General features: G+C 47.3%; 18 protein-coding genes. 9 read left to right on the top strand and 9 right to left on the bottom strand.

Annotated elements, in window-relative coordinates:
- Positions 1-18 precede the first annotated feature (18 nt).
- Positions 19-2,880: a TonB-dependent receptor gene (locus tag ABIE50_RS17995; protein WP_209857664.1), complete on the bottom strand. Its 2,862-nt coding sequence runs from the start codon at positions 2,878-2,880 to the stop codon at positions 19-21.
- Positions 2,881-3,038: 158 nt separating this feature from the next.
- Complete coding sequence (metX, locus tag ABIE50_RS18000) at positions 3,039-4,076, bottom strand: homoserine O-acetyltransferase MetX (RefSeq protein ID WP_209857665.1); 1,038 nt, start codon at positions 4,074-4,076, stop codon at positions 3,039-3,041.
- A gap of 113 nt (positions 4,077-4,189) precedes the next feature.
- Between metX and ABIE50_RS18005 the strand changes: the two genes are divergently transcribed.
- The 7 genes from ABIE50_RS18005 (at position 4,190) to trhO (ending at position 11,485) form a co-directional block, all read left to right on the top strand.
- Positions 4,190-4,609 carry an OsmC family protein gene (locus tag ABIE50_RS18005; protein ID WP_209857666.1) on the top strand — a complete coding sequence of 140 codons (420 nt, stop codon included), beginning with the start codon at positions 4,190-4,192 and terminating at the stop codon, positions 4,607-4,609.
- 22 nt (positions 4,610-4,631) lie between these two features.
- Entirely contained in the window at positions 4,632-5,831 is a 1,200-nt protein-coding gene (locus ABIE50_RS18010) for an O-succinylhomoserine sulfhydrylase (protein WP_209857667.1), read from the top strand.
- Between the two features lie 214 nt (positions 5,832-6,045).
- On the top strand, positions 6,046-6,693 hold the full coding sequence (locus ABIE50_RS18015; protein ID WP_209857668.1) for a hypothetical protein: 648 nt from the start codon (positions 6,046-6,048) through the stop codon (positions 6,691-6,693).
- Positions 6,694-6,732: 39 nt separating this feature from the next.
- Entirely contained in the window at positions 6,733-7,086 is a 354-nt protein-coding gene (locus tag ABIE50_RS18020; protein ID WP_209857669.1) for a hypothetical protein, read from the top strand.
- An 80-nt stretch (positions 7,087-7,166) separates the two neighbouring features.
- Positions 7,167-9,689: a DUF5686 and carboxypeptidase regulatory-like domain-containing protein gene (locus tag ABIE50_RS18025; protein WP_209857670.1), complete on the top strand. Its 2,523-nt coding sequence runs from the start codon at positions 7,167-7,169 to the stop codon at positions 9,687-9,689.
- Between the two features lie 459 nt (positions 9,690-10,148).
- Positions 10,149-10,355, top strand: coding sequence for a hypothetical protein (locus ABIE50_RS18030; RefSeq protein ID WP_142686932.1), 207 nt, complete (start codon positions 10,149-10,151; stop codon positions 10,353-10,355).
- 113 nt (positions 10,356-10,468) lie between these two features.
- Positions 10,469-11,485: an oxygen-dependent tRNA uridine(34) hydroxylase TrhO gene (gene trhO, locus ABIE50_RS18035; protein WP_209857671.1), complete on the top strand. Its 1,017-nt coding sequence runs from the start codon at positions 10,469-10,471 to the stop codon at positions 11,483-11,485.
- Positions 11,486-11,667: 182 nt separating this feature from the next.
- Here trhO and ABIE50_RS18040 read toward each other — a convergent pair whose 3' ends face one another.
- The 7 genes from ABIE50_RS18040 to ABIE50_RS18070 form a co-directional block, all read right to left on the bottom strand.
- A complete protein-coding gene (locus tag ABIE50_RS18040; protein WP_209857672.1) occupies positions 11,668-14,766 on the bottom strand; it encodes an efflux RND transporter permease subunit in 3,099 nt (1,032 codons plus the stop codon).
- 12 nt (positions 14,767-14,778) lie between these two features.
- Positions 14,779-16,092: a carbohydrate porin gene (locus ABIE50_RS18045; protein ID WP_209857673.1), complete on the bottom strand. Its 1,314-nt coding sequence runs from the start codon at positions 16,090-16,092 to the stop codon at positions 14,779-14,781.
- Positions 16,093-16,099: 7 nt separating this feature from the next.
- Positions 16,100-17,191, bottom strand: a complete 1,092-nt coding sequence (locus ABIE50_RS18050; RefSeq protein ID WP_209857674.1) for an efflux RND transporter periplasmic adaptor subunit — start codon at positions 17,189-17,191, stop codon at positions 16,100-16,102.
- A gap of 4 nt (positions 17,192-17,195) precedes the next feature.
- Positions 17,196-18,473 (bottom strand): TolC family protein, encoded by a 1,278-nt coding sequence (locus ABIE50_RS18055; RefSeq protein ID WP_209857675.1) that lies wholly within the window; start codon positions 18,471-18,473, stop codon positions 17,196-17,198.
- An 82-nt stretch (positions 18,474-18,555) separates the two neighbouring features.
- Positions 18,556-19,926, bottom strand: coding sequence for a HAMP domain-containing sensor histidine kinase (locus tag ABIE50_RS18060; protein WP_209857676.1), 1,371 nt, complete (start codon positions 19,924-19,926; stop codon positions 18,556-18,558).
- A gap of 9 nt (positions 19,927-19,935) precedes the next feature.
- Positions 19,936-20,622, bottom strand: coding sequence for a response regulator (locus tag ABIE50_RS18065; protein WP_209857677.1), 687 nt, complete (start codon positions 20,620-20,622; stop codon positions 19,936-19,938).
- 65 nt (positions 20,623-20,687) lie between these two features.
- Positions 20,688-22,655 carry an ABC-F family ATP-binding cassette domain-containing protein gene (locus ABIE50_RS18070; RefSeq protein ID WP_209857678.1) on the bottom strand — a complete coding sequence of 656 codons (1,968 nt, stop codon included), beginning with the start codon at positions 22,653-22,655 and terminating at the stop codon, positions 20,688-20,690.
- A gap of 129 nt (positions 22,656-22,784) precedes the next feature.
- Between ABIE50_RS18070 and ABIE50_RS18075 the strand changes: the two genes are divergently transcribed.
- Positions 22,785-23,372 (top strand): DUF3347 domain-containing protein, encoded by a 588-nt coding sequence (locus ABIE50_RS18075; RefSeq protein WP_209857679.1) that lies wholly within the window; start codon positions 22,785-22,787, stop codon positions 23,370-23,372.
- A gap of 64 nt (positions 23,373-23,436) precedes the next feature.
- Positions 23,437-25,800 carry a TonB-dependent receptor gene (locus tag ABIE50_RS18080; protein WP_209857680.1) on the top strand — a complete coding sequence of 788 codons (2,364 nt, stop codon included), beginning with the start codon at positions 23,437-23,439 and terminating at the stop codon, positions 25,798-25,800.
- Positions 25,801-25,822: the final 22 nt, after the last annotated feature.

Consider the following 25,822-nt stretch of genomic DNA (forward strand, 5'->3'; position numbering starts at 1 on the left):
TATCCGGGGCTTCTCTTTTTATAAGTTATACCCTATAGAAATATAGGCTTGTGTGCCAATAGTGGGGTTGCCCCATGATTGAATATATTTCTTGTTCAACAGGTTGGCAGCGCCCAGTTTAACCGTGGTTTTAGCTTTCGGGAAAAACTTGCTTACCATGGCATCCAGTGTGCCAAAGGCAGGAATTTCACTCAGTCCCGCTGCATTTAAATTGGGCCCTACAAAAGTAGATTGCCATACGAATGACTGCTGCCATTTCCATAAAATATTAAACGCAAAATTGGAATTGGCAATGTTGCGGTTGCCGAAATTCAGGCTGTAACGTACTTTGGGTGTATTGTACGTCGCCATAAATGAACCAAGGTCTTTTTCATTGGTCAGTTCATTATAGGAAATGTTACCACCTGCGGTGAAATTAAGCGGCAGGCTGTAATCCAGTCCCAGCGCCCATCCCCATGAGTGCACCACTTCGGTGGCGCTTACCGGCACAGAGAATAAATTGTTCTTGGCAGGATCGGCAGTTGGTTGTACCAGCACCTGCGTACCGTTCATATTCTTGAAATCGTTTTTATAGATATAGGCATCTACCAGCAGTTGCTTTGCGATCACGGCTTTATAACCGATTTCGTATGCCTGGATCCTTTCCGGGAGGAATTCGCGGAAAACATACTGTGTAGGGTTTCCTGCCTGTACAGATTGCAGGGAGAATACCGGTCCTTTATCCAAACCATAACGTTCACGCAGGAAAGGCAAACCTCCGATCAGGTGCGCCTGTGGCGTTACGAGATCGATATACTGATCCTGGTTATGCGGGATACGGAAACCGGTTTGATAGGAAGCGCGGATATTATGCGTACCAAGGAAAGTATACACGGCAGATAAGCGCGGGCTGAACTGACCTTTGAAGTTCATGTTCTTATCGTAACGCAGGGAGCCGGTCAGTTTCACATGATCTTCTATGATCTTCTTCATGATCTGCACATAACCGCCGTATTCATTGATGCGGAACTCCTTGCCGTTATCATCTACTGCAAACAGTGTTTTTTCGGAATTGAGCGCGTAACGGCGATAGTTACCGCCCACCAGGATCTCTGCAAAATGGATCAGGTTATGAAAGTTATACATGAACTCGGCCTGGTACAGGTTGGTTTTATCAGTGAATTTAGCGCCCACGCCGGAAGCATCACCGGGAATGGGTTTATTCTTCACTTTGTCTGCCGCGGCATCAAATTCGGGCGTGCCGGGAATGAGGCGGCCCTTATCTGCGTTAGCACGGGCAGCACTGATAAAGTTTGCCTGCTGGGATTGAACGGCCGCCTGGGCAGCTGCAAATGCAGCAGGAACGCCTTGTCCGAGGTTATTGGTAAAAGTTGTTTTGAAGAGATTGCCTGCGGCCAGTCCATAAGTACCGAAGTATTCTGTATACCATTGCTGGCTGCTTTTCCAGGCCTCATTGATACCGGAAGCCAGTGTGCCACCGGCATAGCTGTCGCCCGCTCTTTCCTGTGTAGTATATAATCTTACGTAGAAATCAGGGCTTTTCAATTCCACTTTATACTGACCCATGTTGAAGTTTTTCAGGGAGTAGCGGTCGGCTCCCGTGTATACCGTGGTACCGGAACCGTAGCTACCCTGTAAAATGGCTTCCAGGTTGGGTGTTAGCCGGTAATGCAATGCAGCGTTCAGTTTCAGGTTTTTGGTGGTGTAATCCACTACATCCGCTTCATTGTAACCGGTGCGGGTTACATTCGACATATTCTGCGGAGGCAGGATGGCATTGTATAACTGATCTGGTGTGAGGGCGCCTCCCAGCTGCTGCGACAATGCGATCATCTGCGGCATGAGGGAAGGTTTGAGGCCGGTGTACATATTCACCGTATTCTCATCTCCATAAACATTCACTCCATTATAACCTTCATTATTGGCACGGGTGCCGTTTTCCAGGGTATGACCGTTTGCCAGGCTCTGGTCGCGCTGATCATAAGCCTGCCAGTCTTTTGCCTGGAGATAGCCAACATTCAGTTTGAATGCAACCTTATCACTGAAGGCATGCGCATAACGAACAGACACATCGTAGAAACCGGTAGTGGCAGTAGAGCGTCCGGCATCATTCAGGAAGCCGGTTTTCACCAGGGCGCTTAATCCCTGGTACTGGAAGGGATTTTTGCTGTTCATCAGCAGGATGCCGTTGAGCGCATTGGGGCCATACAGGGCGGAAGCCGCGCCTGGAATAAGCTCCATATTATCCAGGTCCACTTCAGGAATGCCTACCATGTTGCCTACCGCGAAATTCAGACCGGGAGCCTGGTTATCCATTCCATCATTCAGTTGCAGCAGGCGGGTATTGCCATTGCTGTTAAAACCACGGGTGTTCACTGATTTAAATGTTAAGCTCTGGGTGCTCATTTCCACGCCTTTCAGGTTGGCCAGCGCATCGTAGTAAGAGGCTGCAGGAGAGGCTTTCAGGGCACGGGCATCCAGTTTTTCGATGGATACGGGCGATTGCAGGATGCTTTCCTGCGTACGGCTGGCGGCAACCACCACTTCCTGACCGAGAATTTCCGTAGAGCTGAGCTGCACATCCAGGCTGCCGGTAGCGGCAGAAACCTCGTGCTCTTCTGTTTTAAAACCCACGTAAGAGAACACGAGGGTTAGCGGGAAAGCATGAGTGGTTTTAAGGGTGAAGGCGCCGCCGCTGCCGGTAATGGTACCGGTAGAGGAACCTTTAACCGCTACGGTCACACCAGGCATGACGTTGCCGGAACCTTTTTCGCGTACAGTACCATGAATAGTGGCGGGGTTTTGTGCTGAAATTACCTGGGTAAGGGATAATAAAAGCACCAGGCAGCCTGTGAAGGCTTTGATTAGAATGCTTCTCATACACGATGGATTTATAAAAGGTTTAGACTCGGTTTAAATAAATATAATCAAAAAAAACCGCATATAGCCATCGGGAGTGCAGGGGATTAAAATAAAAATGCAGCAGGATAAGCCTGCTGCATATATCTTCTTGTAAGATCTTCAGAATCAATATATTTTTAGTGCATCCATTCCCGTAAGATCTTGCCGATCTTCTCAAATTCTATCAGGAAACCATCATGTCCGTACGAAGAGTCTATTTCATGATAAGTGGCATTGGGGAGATGTGCTGCTATAAACTGCTGTTCTTCCGGCGGACATAAAATATCGCTGCTGATGCCGATCAGCAGCGTAGGCTGCCGGATGTGAGAAAGGGTAGTGGTAATGTCCTCATGGCGGCCACGGGCAATATTGTGGCTGTCCATCGCTTTGGTGAGCAGCCAGTACGATTGCGCATTGAAACGTTTTACGAGTTTATCGCCCTGGTAATTGATATAGGAAGAAGCCCTGAAGTTATCGGTCTTCTCTTTATCTTCATCAGATTGTGCGCGCACAAAGGTCTGGTAGTTGCGATAGGTAAGCATACCGATAGCCCTGGCGGCTTTCAGCCCTTTTGAACCGGCGCTGTGGTTGTTGTCCTGCCAGGTATCATCCGCTTCAATGGCCAGTCGCTGCGCCGTGTGGATGGCAATACCCCAGGCGCTCTCCGCTGCGCCGGTGCACAGTAAAAAGAGGCGGTCTATAACAGCCGGCTCGAACAACGACCATTCCAGTGCCTGGTATCCTCCCATGGAACCGCCTATCAGCAGGTGGATACGGGGTATCTGCAGGTGCTGCCTGAGGAGGATATGCGCCTGTACCATATCACGGATGGTGACGGTAGGGAACTGTTGGTACCAGGGATGCCCGGTTTCAGGATTAGTGGTGTGCGGGCCGCTGCTGCCATAGCAGGAGCCAATGATATTGGCGCAAACAATAAAGTGCTTGTCAGGGTCAATGGCTTTACCGGCCCCTATCAGGCCGGTCCACCAATCAGCTGCATCACTGTTGGCCGTGAGGGCATGACATACCCAAACCACGTTACTTCCATCTTCTTTCATCGTACCATATGTATGATACGCGATATGTAATCCCGGTAATACTTCCCCGGACTCTAACCGGAATGCTGCCTGAGTGTAAAATACCTTTGCCGACAATGCTTCTTCAAATTTGCGCAAAACTACAATATCAGAATTAAATATTGTAAAATACAACTGATGATTTACGAATGGCGGTCACTGCATAAATCCTGATGGTTTTATTTATCTTTGTTGAAGATAACCTAATAATCATGAAGATAGCATTACAAAGAGTAGATGACGGATTTAATATGGAGGCAGTAGATGAAGGCGGCCACAAAGTACTGATGGACTCATCTGTGGAGAATGGCGGCAGGAACAATGGCGTGAGACCCATGCAAATGGTGATCATGGGCCTGGGCGGCTGCTCTGCCATTGATGTGATGATGATCCTGAAGAAACAACGCCAGGAAGTAACAGATTTCCGTATAGAAATTGATGCAGAAAGAGAAAAAGGCAAGGAGCCTTCCCTCTGGGAAACCGCTCACCTGGTGTTCCATCTCAAAGGTAATATCGATCCCGATAAAGCAGCACGCGCTGTGGAATTGTCTATGAACAAATATTGTTCTGTGGCGGAAACCCTGCGTCAGGGTAATACCAAACTGACCTGGGAAGTGAAACTGAACGCTTAAAAATGCTGTAATTACCATATCCATGAGCAAAGAAAAAAATCAATACCAGCCGGATACCAATGCGGTAAGAATGCAGATGTCTAAAACAGACCAGATGGAGCATTCTGCACCCATGTTCCTGACTTCCAGTTTTTGTTTTGATAATGCGGAAGAAATGCGGGCTACTTTTGCGGATGAAACAGACTTCAATATCTACAGCCGTTTCAGCAATCCCAATGTAGACGAATTTGTAAAGAAGATGTGCGCCCTGGAAGGAGCAGAAGCAGGATATGCCACCGCCTCCGGCATGAGCGCAATATTTGCCGGCTTTATGGCCCTGCTGAAAAGCGGCGACCATCTGTTGTCGGCCCGCGCTATTTTCGGCTCTACCCACACTGTGATCACGAAGTTCCTCCCTAAATGGGGCATTGAAACTTCTTATTTTGATATGACCGATCCGGCAGGCATAGAAGCGATGATCAAACCCAATACGAAGATGATCTTCGTGGAAACACCCTCCAACCCGGGCCTGGAAATCATTGACCTGGAACTGCTGGCAGGAATTGCCAATAAGCATAATCTCATCCTGAACGTCGATAACTGTTTTGCGACGCCGGTATTGCAACGGCCAATCGAATACGGCGCCCACCTGGTAACACATTCAGCTACCAAATGGATCGACGGGCAAGGCCGTGTACTGGGCGGGGTAGTAGTTGGTAAAGCAGAGCTGATCAAGGAGATCCATACCTTTTGCAGAAGCACAGGCCCGGCTATGTCGCCGTTTAACGCCTGGGTGCTCAGCAAAAGCCTGGAAACCCTGTTTGTCAGAGTAGAGCGTCATTCCTCCAGTGCATTAAAGCTGGCGCAGGGGCTGGAAAACAATCCCCACCTGCTGTCTGTAAAATATCCTTTGCTTCCCAGTCACCCGCAATACAGTATCGCTCAAAAACAAATGAGCGGTGGTGGCGGTATTGTATGTTTTGAGCTCAAAGGCGGCCTGCAGCAAGGTGTCCGTTTCCTGGATGCATTACAGCTGCTCTCATTAACGGCCAACCTGGGCGACAGCCGCAGTATTGCCTCTCATCCGGCCAGCACCACGCATGCAAAGCTTTCTGATGAGGAAAGGGCCATAGCGGGTATAACACCAGGCCTGATAAGGATTTCAGTTGGCCTGGAAAATATTAAGGATATTTTGGAAGATATAGAACAGGCGCTGGAATCAAGCGCCGCGGGTCTGGTCTGACTCAGGATTGCATTGATTTTGCTGGTTACCCGGATTTGATCATTTTGATTTTTAAAAGATAATCAGCAAAATCAATGTACTGATATAAAATTCATTGCCCATTTGCTTATGGCCCTATACTGTGGACGAAAATGAACAACAACAGCCCCATTTTGTGATTCAACCCCTTTAAGTCATGTAATCCGGTCATGTGTGACCTGATAGTTTCCCCTCTATGAAGAATATATTATTCCTGTTGCTTTTATTGACTGGCGCTTATCCGTTGTATATAACAGCGCAAAGTAATTATGATCATAAAGTGATTGCGGTGCTACCAGTCAGAACAACGTTTGCAGAGTATAGAAGTTTGTCGGACAGTAGTATGAAAGCATTTATGGCGCTTGAAATAAAATACGGTATACAGTTGCAGGAGGCATTGTACAAAGCTATTACCAGTGATACGGGCCGGTTGTTGGTAGAAGTACAATCATGGCAAACAACTGATTCCATTTTAAAAAGAGCCGGTTTGGATCTGCGGAAAGTACCTTACCTGGATATGTCTGCTATCGCAAAAGTATTGAAGGTAGATGCCTGTATTACAACCACTGCTACACTTAGCAGCCGGGGAAATGTGGCTGTTGGATCGCCGGCACCATGGCCAATAGGATTGGCCGCAAGCGAAGGACTTAGCCAGGCTTTGAGAGCTATCAAAAGGAATAACAAAATATTTACATTCCGGTTAATGGATGGAAAGTCCGGCGATGAGGTATGGACCTTTTCGCAGGAGATGACCGCAGGTGACATCTCGCTGGATAAAGATCAACTCGCATTTTCCCCGCTGATCTTTAAAAGATTCAAAAAACGCTTCCCTTATTGTGACTAGCCTCCCTCATTTTTAAACTTTTCTACTTATATTAGAACTATGAAATCCTTTGCCCATTTTCTCCTCGTTCTGCTCCTGGCTTATGCAGCAGGCATGATACTACCCTGGTGGAGTGTAGCGCTCGTCGCTTTTCTTGTCACCCTGCTGATGCCGTTATCTCCGGGTAAATCATTCTTCAGCGCCTTCATGGGCATTTTTGTATTATGGATGATCCTTGCTTTTTATATGGATGTAAGAAACGATCACCTGCTGGCCAACCGTATGAGTGAAATGATATTGAAGGTGCGGAGCGGACCGCTGATGGGAGTGGTTAGCTCGTTTCTGGGCGCGCTGGTAGCTGGTTTTGCGGCCAGCACTGCTGCGTTTGTCCGTGCTCCTAAAAATGCCGCCTGATTACTTATCCAGGCTGTTAAAATTCTGATAAAACAGTTTACATCAATAACCCATAAGCTGTTCGCCGTTACATTTGGAATATGAAGTATTACCTGTCTGCCCTGTTCTGCATTTTCATTTCCAGCTACTGCCAGGCTATTGTGGTAAAAGGCCGCGTAACGGATGATAAAGATCAACCACTTCCATTTGCTACCATCTTTATAAAAGGAACCACTACCGGCACTACTACCAATGCCGCCGGCCAGTACCAGCTTGATCTGGCACCGGGACAATACACCGTGGTATGCCAGTATATCGGCTTTAAAAGAACAGAGCTGCCGCTTAACGTAAATGCCTCTGCGCAAATACTCGACTTCCGCCTGCAGCCTGTGAATATGCAGATAAAGGAAGTAGTAGTGAAGGCAAATGGGGAAGATCCTGCATATGCTATCATCCGGCAGGCTATTAAGAAAAGACGTTTCTTCCAGGAACAGGTAAAGGAATATACCTGCATGTCGTATATCAAAGGAACCATAGGCATGAAAGGCGTTCCAGGAAGATTTATGGGGCAGAAGATAGATAAGAAGGATATGGGGGTAGACAGCACCGGGAAAGGTATGATCTTCCTGTCGGAATCAGTAACAAAAATATCTGCCCGGCAACCGGACAAAATCAAACTGGAAGTAATTTCTTCCCGTAAAAGCGGCGGCGGCTTCGGTTTGAGTTTTCCCGCCATCATCAGCTTCTATGATAATAACGTTTCCGCAGTGATCACGCAAATGGGCCCCAGGGGCTATATTTCACCTATTGCTGAAAATGCGCTGGCCTATTATAGGTATCACCTGGAAGGTACTTTTACAGAAGACGGTAAAACAGTGAACAAGATACAGGTCATTCCCCGCCGTAAACACGAGCCCCTGTTTTCAGGCTATATCTTTATTACAGACAGCGACTGGCGTATTCACAGCGCAGACCTGCTCCTTACCAGTGAATACCAGCTGGAGCTGATGGATTCACTGGAAATACGCCAGACACACGTTCCCGTTACAGGAGATATATGGCGTGTAAAAGACCAGGTGATACATATATCCTTTAATAAATTTGGCTTCCGCATGGGAGGCAGCTTTGTAAATGTGTATTCCGATTATAATGTAGCCCCCCGTTTCCCGCCAAAGTTCTTTGACAACACTTTCCTCAAGTATGATTCTGCTTTTGATAAACAGGCGCACACATACTGGGACAGTGTACGGCCGGTGCCACTCGAAACCGATGAGGTAAAGGATTATCACGAAAAAGACAGCATCGCCAAGGCGGCGCGCGACTCCTCCTTTTCCCGTTATCACCTCGATTCCCTGCAACATAAACAACCACACGTTAAGGTAATGGATGTGCTCTGGAACGGTGTGAAACGCAAGTATTATTTCCGCCGCGACAGCTCCATTCAGTATAATTCCCTGGGCGTAAGAGGACTGCTGAAAGCATTGAAGTATAACACCGTGGAAGGCCTGGTGATTGCCCTGGAACCAGACCTGAACATCTACACCGGGGAAGAAAGCAGTTTACGCATTAGCCCCTTCCTGCGGTACGGATTGAGCAATACTCACTTTAATGCCTATACGCAAATTGATTTCAGCAACCGTAGTAAGGTACATAAGCGTTTTGGGCGCAACGACTGGTTGCTGGCAGGAGGGAAGCGTGTTTCCCAGTTCAACCAGGATAATCCCATCGATAATATTGCCAACGAGTTTTATACCCTGTTCCTGAAGGAAAACTATATGAAGCTGTATGAAAACTGGTTCGGTAAACTACGCTACACCCGTACGTTCCAGACAAATGATAAATTGTCGGTAGGGGCTGCTTATGAAAGCAGGAACCCATTGGAAAACACCACCGATTTCGTGATCTTTAAAAACGACCGTAAACAGTTTACGCCCAATCATCCTTATGAGCTGGCGAACGTACCATTTGAAAAACACCAGGCCCTGGTGTTGGATGCCAGCTTCACATTCCAGCCCGGACAACAATTTGTGGAATTGCCCGACCGCAAAATCCCTTTTGGTTCAAAATATCCCACATTCATCATCGGGTACAGCAAAGGCATACCCAATGTGGGGAACAGCATTGTTGATTTTGATAAATGGAATTTTTCGGTGCAGGACAATATGAATTTCAAACTGCTGGGTGAATTCCGCTACCATATTGGTATAGGAGGCTTCCTGAACGACCGGAATGTACAGATACCCGATTACCAGCATTTCAACGGTAATCAAACCTTCTACAATATAAAATACCTGAACAGCTTCCAGCTGGCGCCGTATTACCGGTATAGCACTACTGCGCCATTTTATGCCACTGCCAATGTGGAACATCATTTTAATGGCTTACTCACCAATAAAATCCCGCTGCTGAACCGGCTGAAATGGAACCTGGTGGCTGGCGCCAATGGGTTTTATGTAAACAGCGACAATAACTATATGGAAGTTTTCGGGGGGATTGAAAATATTTTCAAGATGATCAGGGTAGATGTAGTGGCAGGTTATCAAAGTAAAGAAGATACCCGTATCGGTGTACGTGTTGGCTTTGGGGGAATCCTGGGCAACATGGTAAAGCTTAAAACTAACTGACACAGATTCCGGGGACTCTGTTACCACCTGATATTGCTTGCCAGGTAACAAAATCCCCGTATCTCACTATTCACCGACCGGTTCTAGAATTTCTTCCTGCTCTTTATTTCTTTCTTTTCATCAAAGAAATAAGCCAGTAACCTGTAAATCCAGATACCAACAATTGCATAAATAAAGTAGGTAATGTAAATACTCATAAAATAACATTTTCGGGTTAAACAATATTGCTTCTCTAAGTCATTTTTCAAAAAGGGTGCCAATTGGGGTTGTAACGTTTTCGCAAAGATATATACAATAATTATCAAATAGTTATAAAAAAATAAATATTTTTTAGATCTACGATGAACTTTTGATTGTCTGAATACGTTAATTAAGGTAGTACATTTTGGATAAGCACTGTGCACATTTTACTCACACGTTAATGCCAGAACGAATAGTCATCCTCTTGAATCACCCGGTATGAGAAAGATCGCCCTCATTGCGCTGCTGTCCGGTATTGTCCTGGCCGCAGCCGCCTACATTACGGAAACAAATGACCTGCCCGGCGCGGCAGAACTGAGAACCCCCGGTTTTATCGGTTACATCTTCATTATCAGCGCCATAGCCTGGTTTTCTCTGCATGTTCTTTACCAGTGGGCAAAGGAATCAGATCCTTATCATTATTGATATTCAGGGGATTTCGCTATCTTTGCGCCCTGAATCAATTGTTCTTTTAAGATGAAAGAAAATTGATTGGAGTTTTGTTCGCGACGCAGGCGTCCTTAAAATTTCAAGCAATTATGGCATTACACAACAGAGTATCTGCCGCCGAACTGAAAGTCCGGCTGGCCAATGAAACGTTTAAACGCGTTACCGTTTCCTTCTACCAATACGCAAAAATCCCCGACCCAAAGGCATTCCGTGATCAATTGTACGAATCGCTTTTCCAACTTGGCACTTTCGGACGTATTTATGTAGCCCATGAAGGCATTAATGCCCAGGTGAGCGTGCCGGAGCATCATTTTGAGGCGTTTAAGCAACAATTATATGCTATCGACTTCCTCAATGGCATCCGGTTGAACATCGCTGTTGACGACGACGGCAAGTCCTTTTTTGTACTGAAGATCAAAGTACGTGAGAAGATCGTAGCCGATGGCATTACAGACCCCACCTTTGATATGGCCAACCGCGGCCGTTATGTGGATGCCGTCACTTTTAATAAGCTTACGGAAGACCCGGACACAGTGATCGTAGACATGAGAAATCACTACGAGTATGAAGTGGGGCATTTTGAAGGCGCTATAGAAGTTCCTTCAGATACTTTCCGCGATCAGCTGCCCATGGCTGTGGATATGCTGGCTGATCAGAAAGACAAGAACATTATCATGTACTGTACCGGCGGTATCCGTTGCGAAAAAGCATCGGCCTATATGCTGCACAACGGCTTTAAGAATGTATTTCACCTGGAAGGCGGTATTATTGAGTATACAAATAAGGCCCGGCAACAAGGGCTTCCTATTAAATTCAAAGGAAAGAACTTCGTGTTCGACGACCGCCTCGGAGAGCGTATCAGCGACGATATTATCAGTCATTGCCACCAATGCGGCGAGCCTTGCGACAGCCACACCAATTGCCTGAACGATGGTTGTCACCTTTTGTTTATCCAGTGTGAATCATGCGCAAAAAAATATGATGGCTGCTGCAGTGAAGCCTGTCAAACCACCCACGCTTTACCACCTGAGCAACAGGCTGAACTACGCAAGGGGGTGGAGAAAGGACTGATGTTCAATAAATCAAGAAGAAGAAAAATGGAATAAAAAAATCCGCCCCGCGTTGTTTCTTCTCGGCAGGGCGGAGTAGTTGACCATAAAATTGAACCGGCCGGAGTGATCCGGCCTTTTCTTTTTTATGACCATTCTATCAACCTATATGCGAACTAAAAACCAGCGCATGCACATTCGTATTGTACTAAAGCGAACGGCTATACGCAATCTGTTGACTACATCTGGTCTCTCTTATTTTTATAAGCACCATAGAAAATGATGGGGAATACGAGCAACGTTAATACCGTTGCGGTAATCAGCCCGCCAATTACTACAATTGCCAGCGGCTTCTGTGTTTCAGATCCGATACCATGCGATATGGCAGCGGGAATAAGGCCTATAGCGGCCATCATCGCCGTCATTACCACAGGCCGTACACGGCTTTGTACGCCCAGCCTGATAGATTCATTCAGTGATAGTTTTGCTTCCAGGTTCTTATGGAATACGGAAATGAGGATCACCCCGTTCTGGATACAGATACCAAACAAGGCAATAAAACCTACCCCGGCGGAAATACCGAAGTTCATATTGGTAATATGCAATGCCAGTATACCGCCAATCAATGCAAAGGGCACATTCATCAGCACCAGTCCTGCATCCTTCACACTGCCCAGCATAATGAACAATACCATGAAAATGGCGATGATACTGATAGGCACTACCTGTCCGAGACGTTGTGTGGCGCGTACCTGGTTTTCAAATTCACCGGTCCAGCCAATGCTGTAGCCTTTAGGCAGTTTTACCACCCGGTTGATCTTCGCCTGCGCTTCGGCAATAGTACTACCCAGGTCGCGGTCACGTACAGAGAACTTCACGCCTATAAAGCGTTTGTTGTTATCACGGTAAATGAAAGCCGGTCCTGTAATGGTTTTAATCTCCGCAATTTCTTTCAACGGTATCTTATTATTGTTGATAGTAGGCACCATCAGGTTGGCAAGATCATCTTCCGTTTTGCGGTAGTTCTCATCATACCGGATGCGGATATCAAATTTCTTTTCTCCCTCATACAGCTGTGTGGCCGTTTTACCGCCAATGGCCATTTCAATCACTGCCTGTGCATCACCGGTGGCTACGCCATACTGGGCCATTTTATTATCGTCGAGGTTAATGCTCATTTCAGGCTGACCAATATTCCGGATCACACCAAGATCCTTGATGCCCTGCACCGTTTTCAGTTGCGCCATTACCTGCTGTGAAAGCGATTCCAGCTTCACAAGATCATCGCCAAAGATCTTCACCCCGTTTGCTGCTTTGAAGCCGGCCACCGCTTCAGAAACGTTGTCACTGATAGGCTGGGAGAAGTTGAGAATGATGCCCGGGTATTTCTTCAAACGGGCTTCCATCTGCGCAATCAGTTCGTCCTGCGTGATCTTCCGTTTCCAGCTTTCTTTTGGCGCCAGGTCTACCTGATACTGCACAAAGTAAAAGCCGTTGGGATCGGTGCCATCGTTGGAACGGCCTACCTGCGACAATACCCTTTTTACTTCCGGGAAACCGCCGAGGTCCTGCCGGATATCATGCGCCATTTTGGTGCTTTCGGTAAGCGACATGCTCATGGGCAACTCCGTGGTAACCCACAGTGAGCCTTCATTCAGCTGTGGCAGGAACTCTGTGCCCAGGAACTTCGCCGATATAAAAGTAAGCAGCATGAAAGCCAGTGCCAGTGTAATGCTGAGACGTTTGTTCCGGTAAGTCCAGCTGAAGCCTTTCATTACAAAACGGTCAAAGAAATTCACCAGCGGGTTATTCTTTTCCTTCACATTCCTGTTGAGCAAAATAGAGCAAAGCACGGGCACCAGTGTGAGGGTAAACAACAGGGCGCCCAGCAACGCAAATCCCAGTGTCCAGGCAAGTGGTGAAAACATTTTGCCTTCCACTTTCTGGAAAGAGAAAATGGGGATCAGGGAGATGATAATAATAAGTTTGGAAAAGAAGATGGCCTTTGCCAGTTCTCCGCCGGTTTGTTTGATCCATCCCAGTTTCGCCATTTTGTTGAACCGCTCCATGCCAAATTTGTGGGCTTTATGGTCAAGCATTACGAAGATGCCTTCTACCATCACCACGGCCCCGTCTATGATGATCCCGAAGTCGATCGCCCCCATCGACAACAGGTTGGCACTCATACCTTTTAAGCGTAAGCACATGAAAGCAAACAGCAGCGCCAGCGGGATAATGATAGACACGATCACCGTAGTGCGCCAGTCGGCCATGAACAGGAATACGATCACGGTTACGAATATGATACCTTCTGCCAGGTTGTGCATTACCGTGTGGGTACAGAATTCCATCAGGTTATCACGGTCGTAGAATGTTTCCATTTTGATATCATCCGGCAGGATGGTTTCATTCAGCTCTTTCAGCTTATCTTTCAGGCGGGCCAATACTTCTGTGGGATTTTCTCCTTTACGCATCACTACGATGCCCTCCACCAGGTCGTCGTTATTGTCTATGCCCACCTGTCCCACGCGGGGGGCGGATGCCTCATGTACATTGGCCAGATCCTTCACCAGCAGGGGCACGCCATTGATGTTCTGAACAATGATATTGTTGATATCCGGGATACTGTTCAGCAGGCCGATTCCCCGCACCACATATGCCTGCCCGTTTTTTTCAATCACATCGCCGCCTACGTTCACATTGCTTTTGGTAACGGCCTGGTACAGCTCCAGCGGGGTAATATCGTATTTGGCGAGCCGTACAGGGTCTGCAGAGATCTCGTAGATCTTTTCCTGTCCGCCAAAGGCCACCACATCGGCAACACCGGGCACGCTGCGGATCTGCCGGTCTATGACCCAGTTCTGCCAGGTAAGCAGATCGCGTGAATCCCGCTTGCTGCTTTTCAGGTAGTAACGGAATATTTCACCGGTAGGACCGTAGGGTGGCTGCACTTCCGGCTCGGCGCCTTCAGGCAGACTAATGCTTTGCAACATGTTGTTCACCTGCTGACGGGCAAAGAAATCTTCCACATCATCATCAAACATGATCTTTACTACCGACAAACCAAACATGGTAACAGAGCGCACACTGGTTTTTTTCTGCACTGCATTCATAGATACTTCTATGGGCAGCGTTACAAAACGCTCCACTTCCTGCGCACTGCGGCCATTCCATTTGGTTACAATCACTATCTGCGTGTTGGTAACATCGGGGAAAGCCTCAATGGGCGTGTGTAAGAAGGAAAATACGCCTGCTGCGATCAGCGTGGCTACACTGATGAAAACAAACAGCTTGTTCCTCAGCGAAAAGGCTACAATATTTCTAATGAATTTATTCATAACTCCTGTTCTTTAGAATGCTACCCTGGTCCTTAACCCGAAAATATTCACCGGTCCGCGGTCCCTGTTATAAGCAGGATGCATCACAAACTGGTAATCAGGGCTTAAAGCTATATGTAGCCTGGTGATGTTACATTGATAGAATACTTCAGCAATTACTTCAGGGGCATAGTTGAGCCGTCCGTCGCCAATCATAAAACCTGTGCCGCCTTCAGCAAGGTAGTTCCGGTGGTCGCCGGATAAGCCGTTTACCACGAGTGCTGCGCCGGCATTGTCTTGCGCGCGGTGCCAGCTTTGGCCGCTTTGCAGCCATCCGGCACTGATTGAACGGTCAATTTCTGTATAGGCCCAGGTTTCATTATGCCCGTCGTTCCATGATGCTTTGAGGAAGGCGCCACCGCTGCCTGTCAGCTCCTGGTTTATATTGATGCCGAAACCATATTTGGTATGCCCGTTCCGCCTTACGGCACTGATATCCGGCGTGTCTTTAACCGCGCTTACAGCTTCGTTATAATTGCCCATGGGCGCCTGGTTAATGAAAGCCATCAGCCGCACTGCCCCTTCATGCTTATTCAGTGTATGCGTGTGCGTTACTTCCACTACCTCACCGTTGGATTGGCCATAATGATAGTTCAGCTTTGGACCATTGGCTACTTCCGGTTCCAGGGAGGTGGCGGCCTGTAACAGCCAGTTGTTCGTCCTGTACTGAACGGTGAGCGCCATGGTATATCCGCGCACATCTGCAGGGTAATCCCAGGCAGCGTTGCTCATCAGCGCCCAGTTCATAAACTGGGTGCGGGGATCATGGCTGTAATCGTTCTGGTCAAAGAAATCTGCAAGGCAGTATTTACCGCCAATAAAACGCAGGTATCTTGTGGGTGTGGTGCCGCCTACATTGTTAAGGTCATCTTGGTCTGTTTCCGTACCGGATGATAACGGTAACGTATAAACGCCATATGCACGCGCCAGGTAAATCTTAGGTTTGGGATCGCCCACGCGGAAGGTTTCCCCGTTGGGAAAACCCGCAATGCCGGTAGCATGGCTAAGACCTTCCCCTCCTGCAAGTTCCGGGTTCACATATAATTCCAGGTTCTTCAATGGGCGGATACCTGCATAAATAGTACTGGTAATGGAAGTAGCGCCGTTTTCATGCGTACGGAAACTGTTGATACCTGAATACTTTGCAGAAAAATCCGGGTGCCATTGCGTTACCAGTGTTTGCTGGAAATGGAAAGAGTAGGGGACAATGCTATCCGTCTTCTTATCCTGCGCCAGCAGGCGGGTACAGCCCAGTGTGAGCACTCCTATGGAGAACAGTTGCTTCATGACGCGTTTAATCTTTAAGAGCATCGTAGATGAGCAATTGGTTTTTGGAGATCACTTTCTCGTTTGCAGCGAGGCCGGAAGAGATATAGGTCATATCCCCGGCTGTTTTATCTACCTCTACTTCGCGCACGGCTATATTAAATTTGTCTTTAAATACCAGCACATAATTTTTGCTGTTATCGAAGATGACAGCGGCAGAGGGCACTGCTATTTTCTGATCGTTATCCTGGTACTTCACATACACGGTAGCAAACATTTCCGGCTTTAGCAACATATTCTTATTATCGATACTGATCCTTACCTGCATGGTTTTGGTAGCAGGGTCGAGGAAATTGTAGATCTTATCGATCTTGCCGCGGAAGGGCTGATCGGGATAGCTTACGGTTACCACGTCTGCTTCGTAGCCTTCCTTGATACGGGCAATATCTGTTTCAAAAACATTGGCCATCACCCATACATCGTCCAGTTCTGAAATGGTGAAAATATTGGTGCTGTTATCCGTACGGATCTCCATGTTATTATTGATATTCTTCTCAATAATATAACCGGAAATAGGGGCGGTTACCAGGTAGGTAGCGCCTTTACCTTTGCGGTATATTTTAAACAGGTCGTTGAGGCGGTTAATTTCAGCATTGGATTTCTGTACTTCCCCTTTGGCGTTTACCACATCCTTATCTGTATTCAAACGGCTCTCGAACAGGTCCTGCGCCACTTTGAGATTTTTGTCTGCCACATTGCGATCGGATTGGGCCTGTGCCAGCTGCTTTTCATAATCAGCAATTTCCGCACTGTGTATTACTGCCAGTACCTGGCCTTTTTGTACATAATCGCCCAGCTGTACTTTTATATCTTCCACATAACCACTTACCAGCGGGTACACCTTCAGTACTTTACCACCGTTGGGGGTAACCTTACCGGATAAACGAACTTCATTCATTACAGGCTGCAGGTGCGCAGTATCGATACGGATATTTTTCAGCATCGTATCACTGAGAACGAAAGTGGTTTTTTCCTGATCTTCTGCCTGGCTGTGTTTGCAACCACTCCACAGAATAGTTGCCAGCAGCGAAAAGCCAATAATGAGGATAGGCTGTTTCATGCGCTTAGTTTTTAAATAATTCTTGTCCTGTTGCATAGTTGAGTTCTTCGTAGGCATTTACCCGGTTGGATAAAAACTTGTTGATATTTTTAGCGTTGTCGCTGTAACTGTTGAAGTAATCGATGAACTGAAGAAGGGAGATATTTCCCTTGCTGAAGTTTTTGGCCACTTCAGCTATCAGGGTATCAAACTCGCCCTGGAACTGGTGCAGGTCAAAGCTTTTGTAACGTTTTTCCAGTGTTACTATACGCTGGTAGGCATTCAGCACTTCCGACTGTGCGATGGACTGTTGCTGCAGCAGTTGTTGTTGTTCAGATCCGATCTGGAGTTGCGCAGCGCGGATATTTCCCTGGTTACGGTTCCAGGTGGGCAGATCAATTCCCAGCGTGAGCCCCACGAAATTAGGCGTATAACTGCCTTGTTTATCGTAAGTGGCGCCTACGTGAAGATCCGGTACAGCCAGTGATTTCTGGAGGCGGTAGTTGAGCTGCGCGGTCTGGTATTGCATATCGGCTATACGTACATCCGGCCGGTTCTGTGCTACGCTGTCGAGCAGCGGTTGCAGCTGTATTTTATCCAGGTTATATGAAGCCAGGTCTGCTGGTTGCAGCCGGGCTTCATAAAAAACACTGGTATGTAACAGTTGCTGTAGGTTCTTCTGTGATTCCAGTTCCTGTTGTTTCAGGTCGGCAAAGTCGTTTTCAATACCTACCTGTAATGCCTGCAACCTTACCAGGTCTGCATGGGCCACGCTTCCTTTCTTATCAGCTGTTACATATGCATCCACAATTTTCTGCAGGTTATCCAGCTGTTCTTTTAACACGGTTTCAATCTGTTGCTGGTAGTAGATATTGTAGAAGTTTTCCCGGAGTTGCAGGCGAAGGGTACGCACCAGTTCATCAAAGTTGGCTTCGCTCATTTTTGCCGCTGCTGCGGCCAGTTGTATAGTTTTATTCCGCTTGCCGGCAAGCTGGATCAGCTGGTCCACATTATACTGTGTTTCGCCACCGGCGCCCACATCAAATGGTTTGAATTTGTTGGTACTTCCGAATCCCAGCACGGTGCTGAAGGAGGGATTGTTCCACATCTTCGCCTGCCGTACCAGTGCTTTGGAGGCATCTACCTGGTAGCGTTGTGCCAGTAATAAATAATTTTTTACGAGGAAAGAATCTTCCACCTGCTGCAATGTTGCAGGTTGGGAAGTAACCTGTGCCTGTGAATACTGAATAAAGCCCAGGCTGGAAACACAAGCTGTTAGGAACAGCATCCTGATAGTTCGCATAATGCCAGATTTCATAGCACAAAGCTCAGAAAGAGGAATTAAAGCGGCCTTTAAGGAAGATTAAAAAAAACTTAAAAGAAACTTATATGTGTGGCAGGATCACTGCGAAGGTAGTTCCTTCCTGCGGGTTGGAGGTAACGGTGATATGGCCGTTGTGTATCTGTACAATTTTTTTGCAGATAGATAAACCCAGGCCATGGCCGCGGATCTGAAGAGCGTTCTGCCCCCGGTAAAAAGGCTCAAATATTTTGCTGATATCATCCGGTGGAACACCGATCCCGGAGTCTTTCACCTGTACGAGGATATATTTTGTAAAGAAGTCTATCGATACATGCGCGGTATTATTATCGGAAAACTTACATGCATTATCGATCAGGTTGAGGAAAAGTACTTTCAGCAGATTTTCATTTCCATAACAGGTTACCAGCAGGTCATTGTCGGGCACTTTCATGAAATGGATCTCCACTTTACTGGCAGTTTTTTGTTTCAGCCGGATCAGGGTGGTCATCTCCATTAGCAGTTCATCTATCCTCACATTACTCAGTACAAATTCCTGTTGCCGCATTTCCGATTGGGCCAGTTGCAATAAGCCGTTGGAAAGATCGGAAAGGTTTTCCGCGTCTTCCAGCACAGAGGTGAGCAGGGCCAGGTATTCTTCCTTGCTTCGGTCTTTCGACAAAGCCACCTGCAACTGGCTGATGATGGCTGCAAGGGGAGTGCGCAGCTCATGAGAGGCATTGCTTACAAAGCTTTTCTGCAGGTGAAACGATTCGCTGAGGCGCTGCAGCATAGTATTGAAATTGGCGCCCAGTTTGGCAATTTCATCTTTTCCTTTCACCGCTACCTGCGTGTCCTGCATGTTATTGGCGTTGATGCTGTCTACCTGCTGTACCAGCTGATCGATAGGTTGCACCATTTTACGGGCAAAGAAGTATCCAACGCCCACCAGTACTATCACAGCGGTAATAAGCTCCAGCAGCAGGATCTGGCTGAGGTTCCGGAGGTTTTGAAAGCCATATTTATCAAAAGAAGATACAATAACGATCACGGATACATTCCCTTCTGTATAGTAAACACCCACTACTTCATCGCTGCCTTTATCGGCGCTGTATACCTTATTCTCCTTGATATAGTCGAGTAATTTGGGGTGGGTACGGATGGTAGTATCTTTCAGGTTGCTGTACAGCAGGTCGTACGTGGGATTATATACCAGGATGGTTTCTTTATAGAGATCCTGGAAAGTGGTACGGTCCAGCTTCCGCAGCAGGTCTACCTTCACATTGCCGTCTTCAATGATCACGTTGGCAATAGAGCGGGCGCGGTATTCCAACCGTTCCAGGTATTCGGCTTTCCTTGATTTGGCGGAGAAATAATATGCCAGTACGGCAAATGCAACGAGCATCAGCGTGGCCGACAGGGTATAATAAAGCGCTATTTTATATTTGATCTTCAACCGGGCGTGTTATTCTTCAGAAAGATAATATCCCATGCCTGTTTTTGTGTGCAGGAGTTTATGCTCGAAATCCTTGTCTATTTTTTTGCGGAGGAAGTTCATGTATACTTCAATTACATTGGTACCGGTATCGAAGTCGATATCCCATACTTTTTCCGCGATGGTGATTTTGGAGATAACTTTGCCTTTATGCATGGCGAGGAATTCCAGCAGCTGGTATTCTTTGGCGGTGAGGGCAATTTTTTTGCCGCCGCGTGTTACGTCTTTCTTTTCCCGGTCTATTTCCAGGTCGGCGATCACAATTTTGTATTGGGTACCGTGCGTGGCATCGGAGCCGGCTCTTTTAAGGAATACGCGGATACGCGCCAGCAGTTCACGGAAGTCGAATGGCTTTACAAGGTAGTCGTCTGCGCCCAGTTCAAAGGCCTGCATTTTGTCTTCCATGCCGCCGAGGGCGGTGAGCATGATTACCGGAACCCGGTTGTTTTTGTGGCGGATCACTTCACAAAGTTCATAGCCGTTGTTATGGGGGAGGTTGAGGTCCAGGATCACCAGGTCGTAGTCGTTATTGGTAGCTAATCCTTTGCCGATACGCCCGTCGTAGGCCACATCCACATCAAAACCGTTTTCTTCCAGTCCTTTCTTAACGGCATTGGCTACTTTAACTTCGTCTTCAACTACCAGTATTTTTTGCATACTTCAGAAAGGTTTTTAGTGGGTATTATACAGGTATCCCGTAAGATACCTGTATAACAAAATTACTAGCTGATAAGGTTCGCTTCCAGCTGCATTATTTTTTCAAATAATTGCTCGTATTGCTGATTGGCCCTGTCCAGGTATTTCTGAACATCCTGGTATTCGCTTTCTACCTGGGCAAATTTAGCTTTATCGTTGTAGATTTCAGGGGAACCGAGGCTGGCTTCAAGACTGGCCTTACGTTCCTTCAGGCTGGCGACCTGGCCCTCTACCTGTGAAAACTGTTTCTGCTGTTTCTGTAATTCGCGCTGAACGTCTTTATTGATAGCGCCTTTGCCTGTTTCTGCAGCAGGAGCGGTGTTTTGCTGGCGGCTTTCTTTTTTCGTATCTGCGTTACTGTTACTGGCTTTGGCATTATTGTTCTGCTGCTGGGCGGCCATTCTCTTTTTCCACTCTTCGTATTCGTTGTAGGTGCCTTTGAACTCCTTGATCTCACCGTCTACAATTTCCCAGATCTTATTGGCTGTCTGGCTGACGAAATAACGGTCGTGCGATACCAGCACCAGGCTGCCATCGTACTTGTTAAGGGCGTCTATCAGCATCTGCACGGAGTTCATGTCAAGGTGGTTCGTGGGCTCATCCAGCATAAGGAAGTTAGCCTGGCTGATAATGGTTTTTGCCAGCGCCACGCGTGCTTTTTCGCCTCCCGAAAGGATCTTGATCTTCTTAAACACATCATCACCGGTAAAGAGGAAGCACCCCAGGAGCTGGCGTAATTCCAGTTCTGTACGGCCGCTGCCAAAGTTTTTCAGCTCGTCCAGTATTTCGCTGTTCAGGTCTAGTGATTCCAGCTGATGCTGTGCGTAGAAGCTGGTCACCACGTTATGGCCGGGTATGCGCTCACCTTCCATAGGCTCCATCCCGAAAATGATCCGAAGGAGGGTAGATTTACCTTTACCGTTGGCGCCGATGAGGGCAATTTTATCGCCCCGGTTGATCTCAGCGCTAGTGTTTTTTAAGATCTCGATATTGCCAAAGCGTTTGCTGACATTTTTCAATGTGCATAAGATCTTGCCGGGTGTTTTATCTACCGTAAAGTTTATTTTTATTTTAGACGGGCCGTTATCTGTTTGTTCTACACGTTCCAGTTTATCCAGCCTTTTGGCAATACTTTGTGCCTGTGCGGCTTTGGAAGCTTTTGCTTTAAAGCGTTCAATAAAGCGTTCCTGCTGGCGGATATAATCCTGCTGGTTTTCGTAAGCGCGTTGCTGCATTTCGCGGCGCAGTTCCTTTTCCACTTCATAGTCGGCGTAAGAACCGGCGTAGTGGTGCAGTTGCTGCTGGTATACTTCCACGATCTTGTTCACCATGCGGTCCAGGAAGAAGCGGTCGTGCGATACAATGATCACGGCGCCATTATAACCTACCAGGTATCTTTCCAGCCATTCGATGGAGGGAAGATCCAGGTGGTTCGTGGGCTCATCGAGCATCAGTACATCCGGTTGCTGCAGGATGAGGCGTGCCAGGAGTACCCGCATGCGCCATCCACCGGAAAACTGGCTGTATGGGCGGTCCAGGTCGGCGGTGGTAAAGCCGAGGCCTTCCAGTACCTGGGCCGTTTTATGTTTCATGTTATAGCCGTCGAGGGCTTCAAATTCATGCAGCTTGTCGCTGAATTCATGCAACAGTTCATCCGTTTGGCTGTCTTCCAGTTCCCTGGTAATACGCTCAATATCTTTCTCCAGCTCCAGTGCTTTGCCAAAGGCCATCATACCTACGGTAAGGATGGATTCCTCGGTTTCAAAGCTTAGCAGGTCCTGGTTAAAGAAGCCGATCGTCAGGCTCTTGCTTTTATTCACACTTCCTTTGGAAACGGAATATTCTCCATTGATAATGCGCAACAGGGTAGATTTGCCGGTACCATTCAACCCGATAAGCCCAACCCGGTCGCCCGGTTCTATATGCCAGGAGGAATTTTCCAGTATGACCCTGGATCCAAACTCAAACGTAATGTCCTGTAAAGCGATCAACATAAAAAATAAAAAAATTGGATAAAAAACGTGCAAAGTTAAGGAAAAATGCGGACTTTAACCTACTCAAATTCAATCCTCCCGACAAACAATCCGGTCATTTTATTTAGTTTTGTTACAAAGTGTAAGATTATGAATTTTAAAGTATGCCTTCCGGCTGGCCTGTTAATACTGGGTATGGCGCTGTTTGCCTGTAACCAGCAGGCGCCGGAGGAGAAAAAAGCTGCCGGCGGCGTTGCCGAAGCGTTGCAGGCTCCTTACAGCCAGGTATTCTACGATTCACTGGGCGCTACAATGCAATCGTACTATAAGTTGTCTGATGCGTTGGTGCAGGCCGACGGTACCGCTGCCAACACGGCTGCAGCGGCGCTTAAGGGGCATGTGGACAGTTTGCCGGTGACCCTTCTGCAAATGGACAGCAGCCACCTGGCCAACATAACCGGTATTACCGGCAGCGTGAGCGCAGAACTGGACGGACTGGCCGGGGAATCAACACTGGAAGGGAAGAGGGCTTCTTTCCAGATGGTGTCTGATATGCTGTTTGATCTTGTAAAGAACACCGGTTTGAAAGGTCATACTATTTATCACCAGTATTGCCCGATGGCATTTGATGATAAAGGGGCTTACTGGCTCAGCGATAAAGCGGATATCCAGAATCCCTACTTCGGTCATAAGATGCTCACCTGTGGCGAAACAAAAGACAGCCTGATTTACAAGTAATAACTTATCGTTGGATCATGCGCTGTAAATCGTAACTTGCCTTTGCTGCACCTGATTCAACGGTATGTTCACACGATATGTTTCCTTTTTATGGCTCTTCTTTTTGCTATGTTTCTTCAACAACGCAGCGGGACAGCAATTTACCATAAGCGGTTTTATTAAAGATAGCACCAACGGGGAATCCCTCCCTGGCGCCACTGTGCAGGTATTGCATTCCACCAACGGGGTGCATACCAATAACTATGGTTTTTATTCCATCACCCTGCCGGCAGGTAACTATATCCTCCTGTATTCTTTTCTTGGCTATGAATCCAAAGCCTTAGCGCTGAACCTTGATGCTAATACCACGCAGCATCTGCAGTTATATCCCCGTTCTTACCAGGCAAAGGAAGTAGTGATCAGTGATAAACGAAAGGACGCCAACGTAAAAAGTACCGACATGGGTAGAGTGGAGCTTACCGCCATGGAGGTAAAGAAGCTGCCTGCGCTGATGGGAGAGGTGGATGTGCTGAAAGCCCTGCAGCTGATGCCTGGCGTTCAGGCTGCCGGCGAAGGGAATGCCGGTTTTTATGTAAGGGGCGGTGGAGCTGATCAGAACCTCATTCTGCTGGATGAAGCACCCGTGTATAATACCGGGCATCTTTTTGGTTTTTTCTCCGTGTTTAATGCAGATGCTATCCGTGGCACGACGCTCATTAAAGGCGGTATGCCAGCCAATTACGGCGGGCGCTTGTCGTCCGTGGCGGATATTGCCATGAAAGAAGGGAACAGTAAAAATTTCCAGGGAGAAGGAGGGATTGGCCTTATTTCCTCCCGTTTATCCTTCCAGGGACCACTGAAAAAAGATAAAGCATCTTTTATCGTGAGCGGCCGGCGTACATACATTGACGTTATAACGAAACCTTTCATAAATAATACTTCGTATAAGGGTTCGGGTTATTATTTCTATGATCTGAATGTAAAGATGAATTATATTATTTCAGACCGGGATCGTGTTTACCTGAGTGGTTATTTAGGGAAAGATGTATTCAGCTTTAATAACCAGGACCGTTCCTTTGATGTTAAGATCCCCTGGGGCAATACCACGGCTACTTTGCGATGGAACCATGTGTTTAACCGGAAACTGTTTGCCAATACCTCCCTCATTTACAATGATTATAAGTTCCAGTTCAGCGCCCTCCAGAATAATTTTGACATCCGTTTATCATCCGGTATCAGTGATATGAACCTGAAAACGGATTTCGACTACTATGTGCATGTAAAGCATCATATCCGTTTCGGAGGGAATTATATTTATCACACGTTTACGCCGTCTACCATCAGCGGGCAGCAGGATTCCACGAGGTTTTCGCCGGAAAATGTATTTAAGAAATACGCCCATGAAGCAGCTTTGTATGTAATGGACGACTGGGAAATATCTCCCCGGCTGCAGCTGAATGTAGGGTTGCGTTACAGCGGGTTTATGCAGATAGGTCCCTATACCCGTTATTACCGGGATGCAGCAGGAAATAAAACAGACAGTACTGTATACCGGCGCTGGCAGCCAATATCACGTCATGGCGGCTTTGAGCCGAGGTTTATCCTGCGCTGGTCATGGAATGATGTAAGCTCAGTAAAGGCTTCTGTTACCCGTAACTACCAGTTTATCCACCTGGTGTCCAATGCAGGCACTACGCTGCCTACAGATGTTTGGGTGCCCAGTACTTACCTGGTGCAGCCGCAGATCTCCTGGCAGTATTCAGCCGGGTATTTCCGCAATTTCAGCAACAATATATACGAGGCCTCGGCAGAGGTGTATTATAAGAGCCTGCAGCACCAGATCGAATACAAGGAAGGATATACACCTACCTTTAATGATCCCGAACAGGACTTTGTATTTGGGAAAGGGGAGGCATACGGGCTGGAATTATTTGTGAACAAAAGGAAGGGAAGGTTTACCGGTTGGCTGGGTTATACGCTGGCATGGACCTGGCGGGAGTTTCCGGCCTTGAACGATGGGAAGCGTTACCCGGCTAAATACGACCGCCGGCACGACCTGGCCCTGGTGGGCACTTATGAATTGAACAAGCGCTGGACGATATCCGGTGTCTTTATTTATGGTACGGGTAACACCACCACGTTGCCGGAAAAGTTCTATTTTATAGAAGGCACGCTGGTACAGGGTTATGGCAGCATCAATTCATACAGGATGGATGCGTATCACCGGTTGGATTTTTCGGCTATTTATACGCCCGTGCCTAAAAAGCCCAATAAACGTGTTAAAGGCAGCTGGACTTTTTCAGTATACAATGTTTATAGCAGGAAGAACCCTTATTTTATTTATTTCGACCAGGAGGGTAGTGCAATTGATGGAACATTGAAGGTAAGTGCGAAGCAGGTGTCGTTATTTCCGGTGTTGCCGTCTGTGACGTATAATTTCAGGTTCTGACCGGGGGATTAACATGGGGTGA

This window comes from Chitinophaga sp. OAE865 (assembly GCF_040546735.1).
In the GTDB taxonomy this organism is placed as follows: Bacteria; Bacteroidota; Bacteroidia; order Chitinophagales; family Chitinophagaceae; genus Chitinophaga; species Chitinophaga polysaccharea_A.

Coding starts and splice junctions, on each gene's coding strand:
- ABIE50_RS18030 (WP_142686932.1), top strand. CDS start 10,149: ATGAGAAAGATCGCCCTCATTGCGCTGCTGTCCGGTATTGTCCTGGCC.
- ABIE50_RS18025 (WP_209857670.1), top strand. CDS start 7,167: ATGAAGTATTACCTGTCTGCCCTGTTCTGCATTTTCATTTCCAGCTAC.
- ABIE50_RS18055 (WP_209857675.1), bottom strand. CDS start 18,473: ATGCGAACTATCAGGATGCTGTTCCTAACAGCTTGTGTTTCCAGCCTG.
- ABIE50_RS18070 (WP_209857678.1), bottom strand. CDS start 22,655: ATGTTGATCGCTTTACAGGACATTACGTTTGAGTTTGGATCCAGGGTC.
- ABIE50_RS17995 (WP_209857664.1), bottom strand. CDS start 2,880: ATGAGAAGCATTCTAATCAAAGCCTTCACAGGCTGCCTGGTGCTTTTA.
- ABIE50_RS18015 (WP_209857668.1), top strand. CDS start 6,046: ATGAAGAATATATTATTCCTGTTGCTTTTATTGACTGGCGCTTATCCG.
- trhO (WP_209857671.1), top strand. CDS start 10,469: ATGGCATTACACAACAGAGTATCTGCCGCCGAACTGAAAGTCCGGCTG.
- ABIE50_RS18010 (WP_209857667.1), top strand. CDS start 4,632: ATGAGCAAAGAAAAAAATCAATACCAGCCGGATACCAATGCGGTAAGA.
- ABIE50_RS18005 (WP_209857666.1), top strand. CDS start 4,190: ATGAAGATAGCATTACAAAGAGTAGATGACGGATTTAATATGGAGGCA.
- ABIE50_RS18080 (WP_209857680.1), top strand. CDS start 23,437: ATGTTCACACGATATGTTTCCTTTTTATGGCTCTTCTTTTTGCTATGT.
- ABIE50_RS18050 (WP_209857674.1), bottom strand. CDS start 17,191: ATGAAACAGCCTATCCTCATTATTGGCTTTTCGCTGCTGGCAACTATT.
- ABIE50_RS18065 (WP_209857677.1), bottom strand. CDS start 20,622: ATGCAAAAAATACTGGTAGTTGAAGACGAAGTTAAAGTAGCCAATGCC.
- ABIE50_RS18045 (WP_209857673.1), bottom strand. CDS start 16,092: ATGAAGCAACTGTTCTCCATAGGAGTGCTCACACTGGGCTGTACCCGC.
- ABIE50_RS18075 (WP_209857679.1), top strand. CDS start 22,785: ATGAATTTTAAAGTATGCCTTCCGGCTGGCCTGTTAATACTGGGTATG.
- ABIE50_RS18040 (WP_209857672.1), bottom strand. CDS start 14,766: ATGAATAAATTCATTAGAAATATTGTAGCCTTTTCGCTGAGGAACAAG.
- ABIE50_RS18020 (WP_209857669.1), top strand. CDS start 6,733: ATGAAATCCTTTGCCCATTTTCTCCTCGTTCTGCTCCTGGCTTATGCA.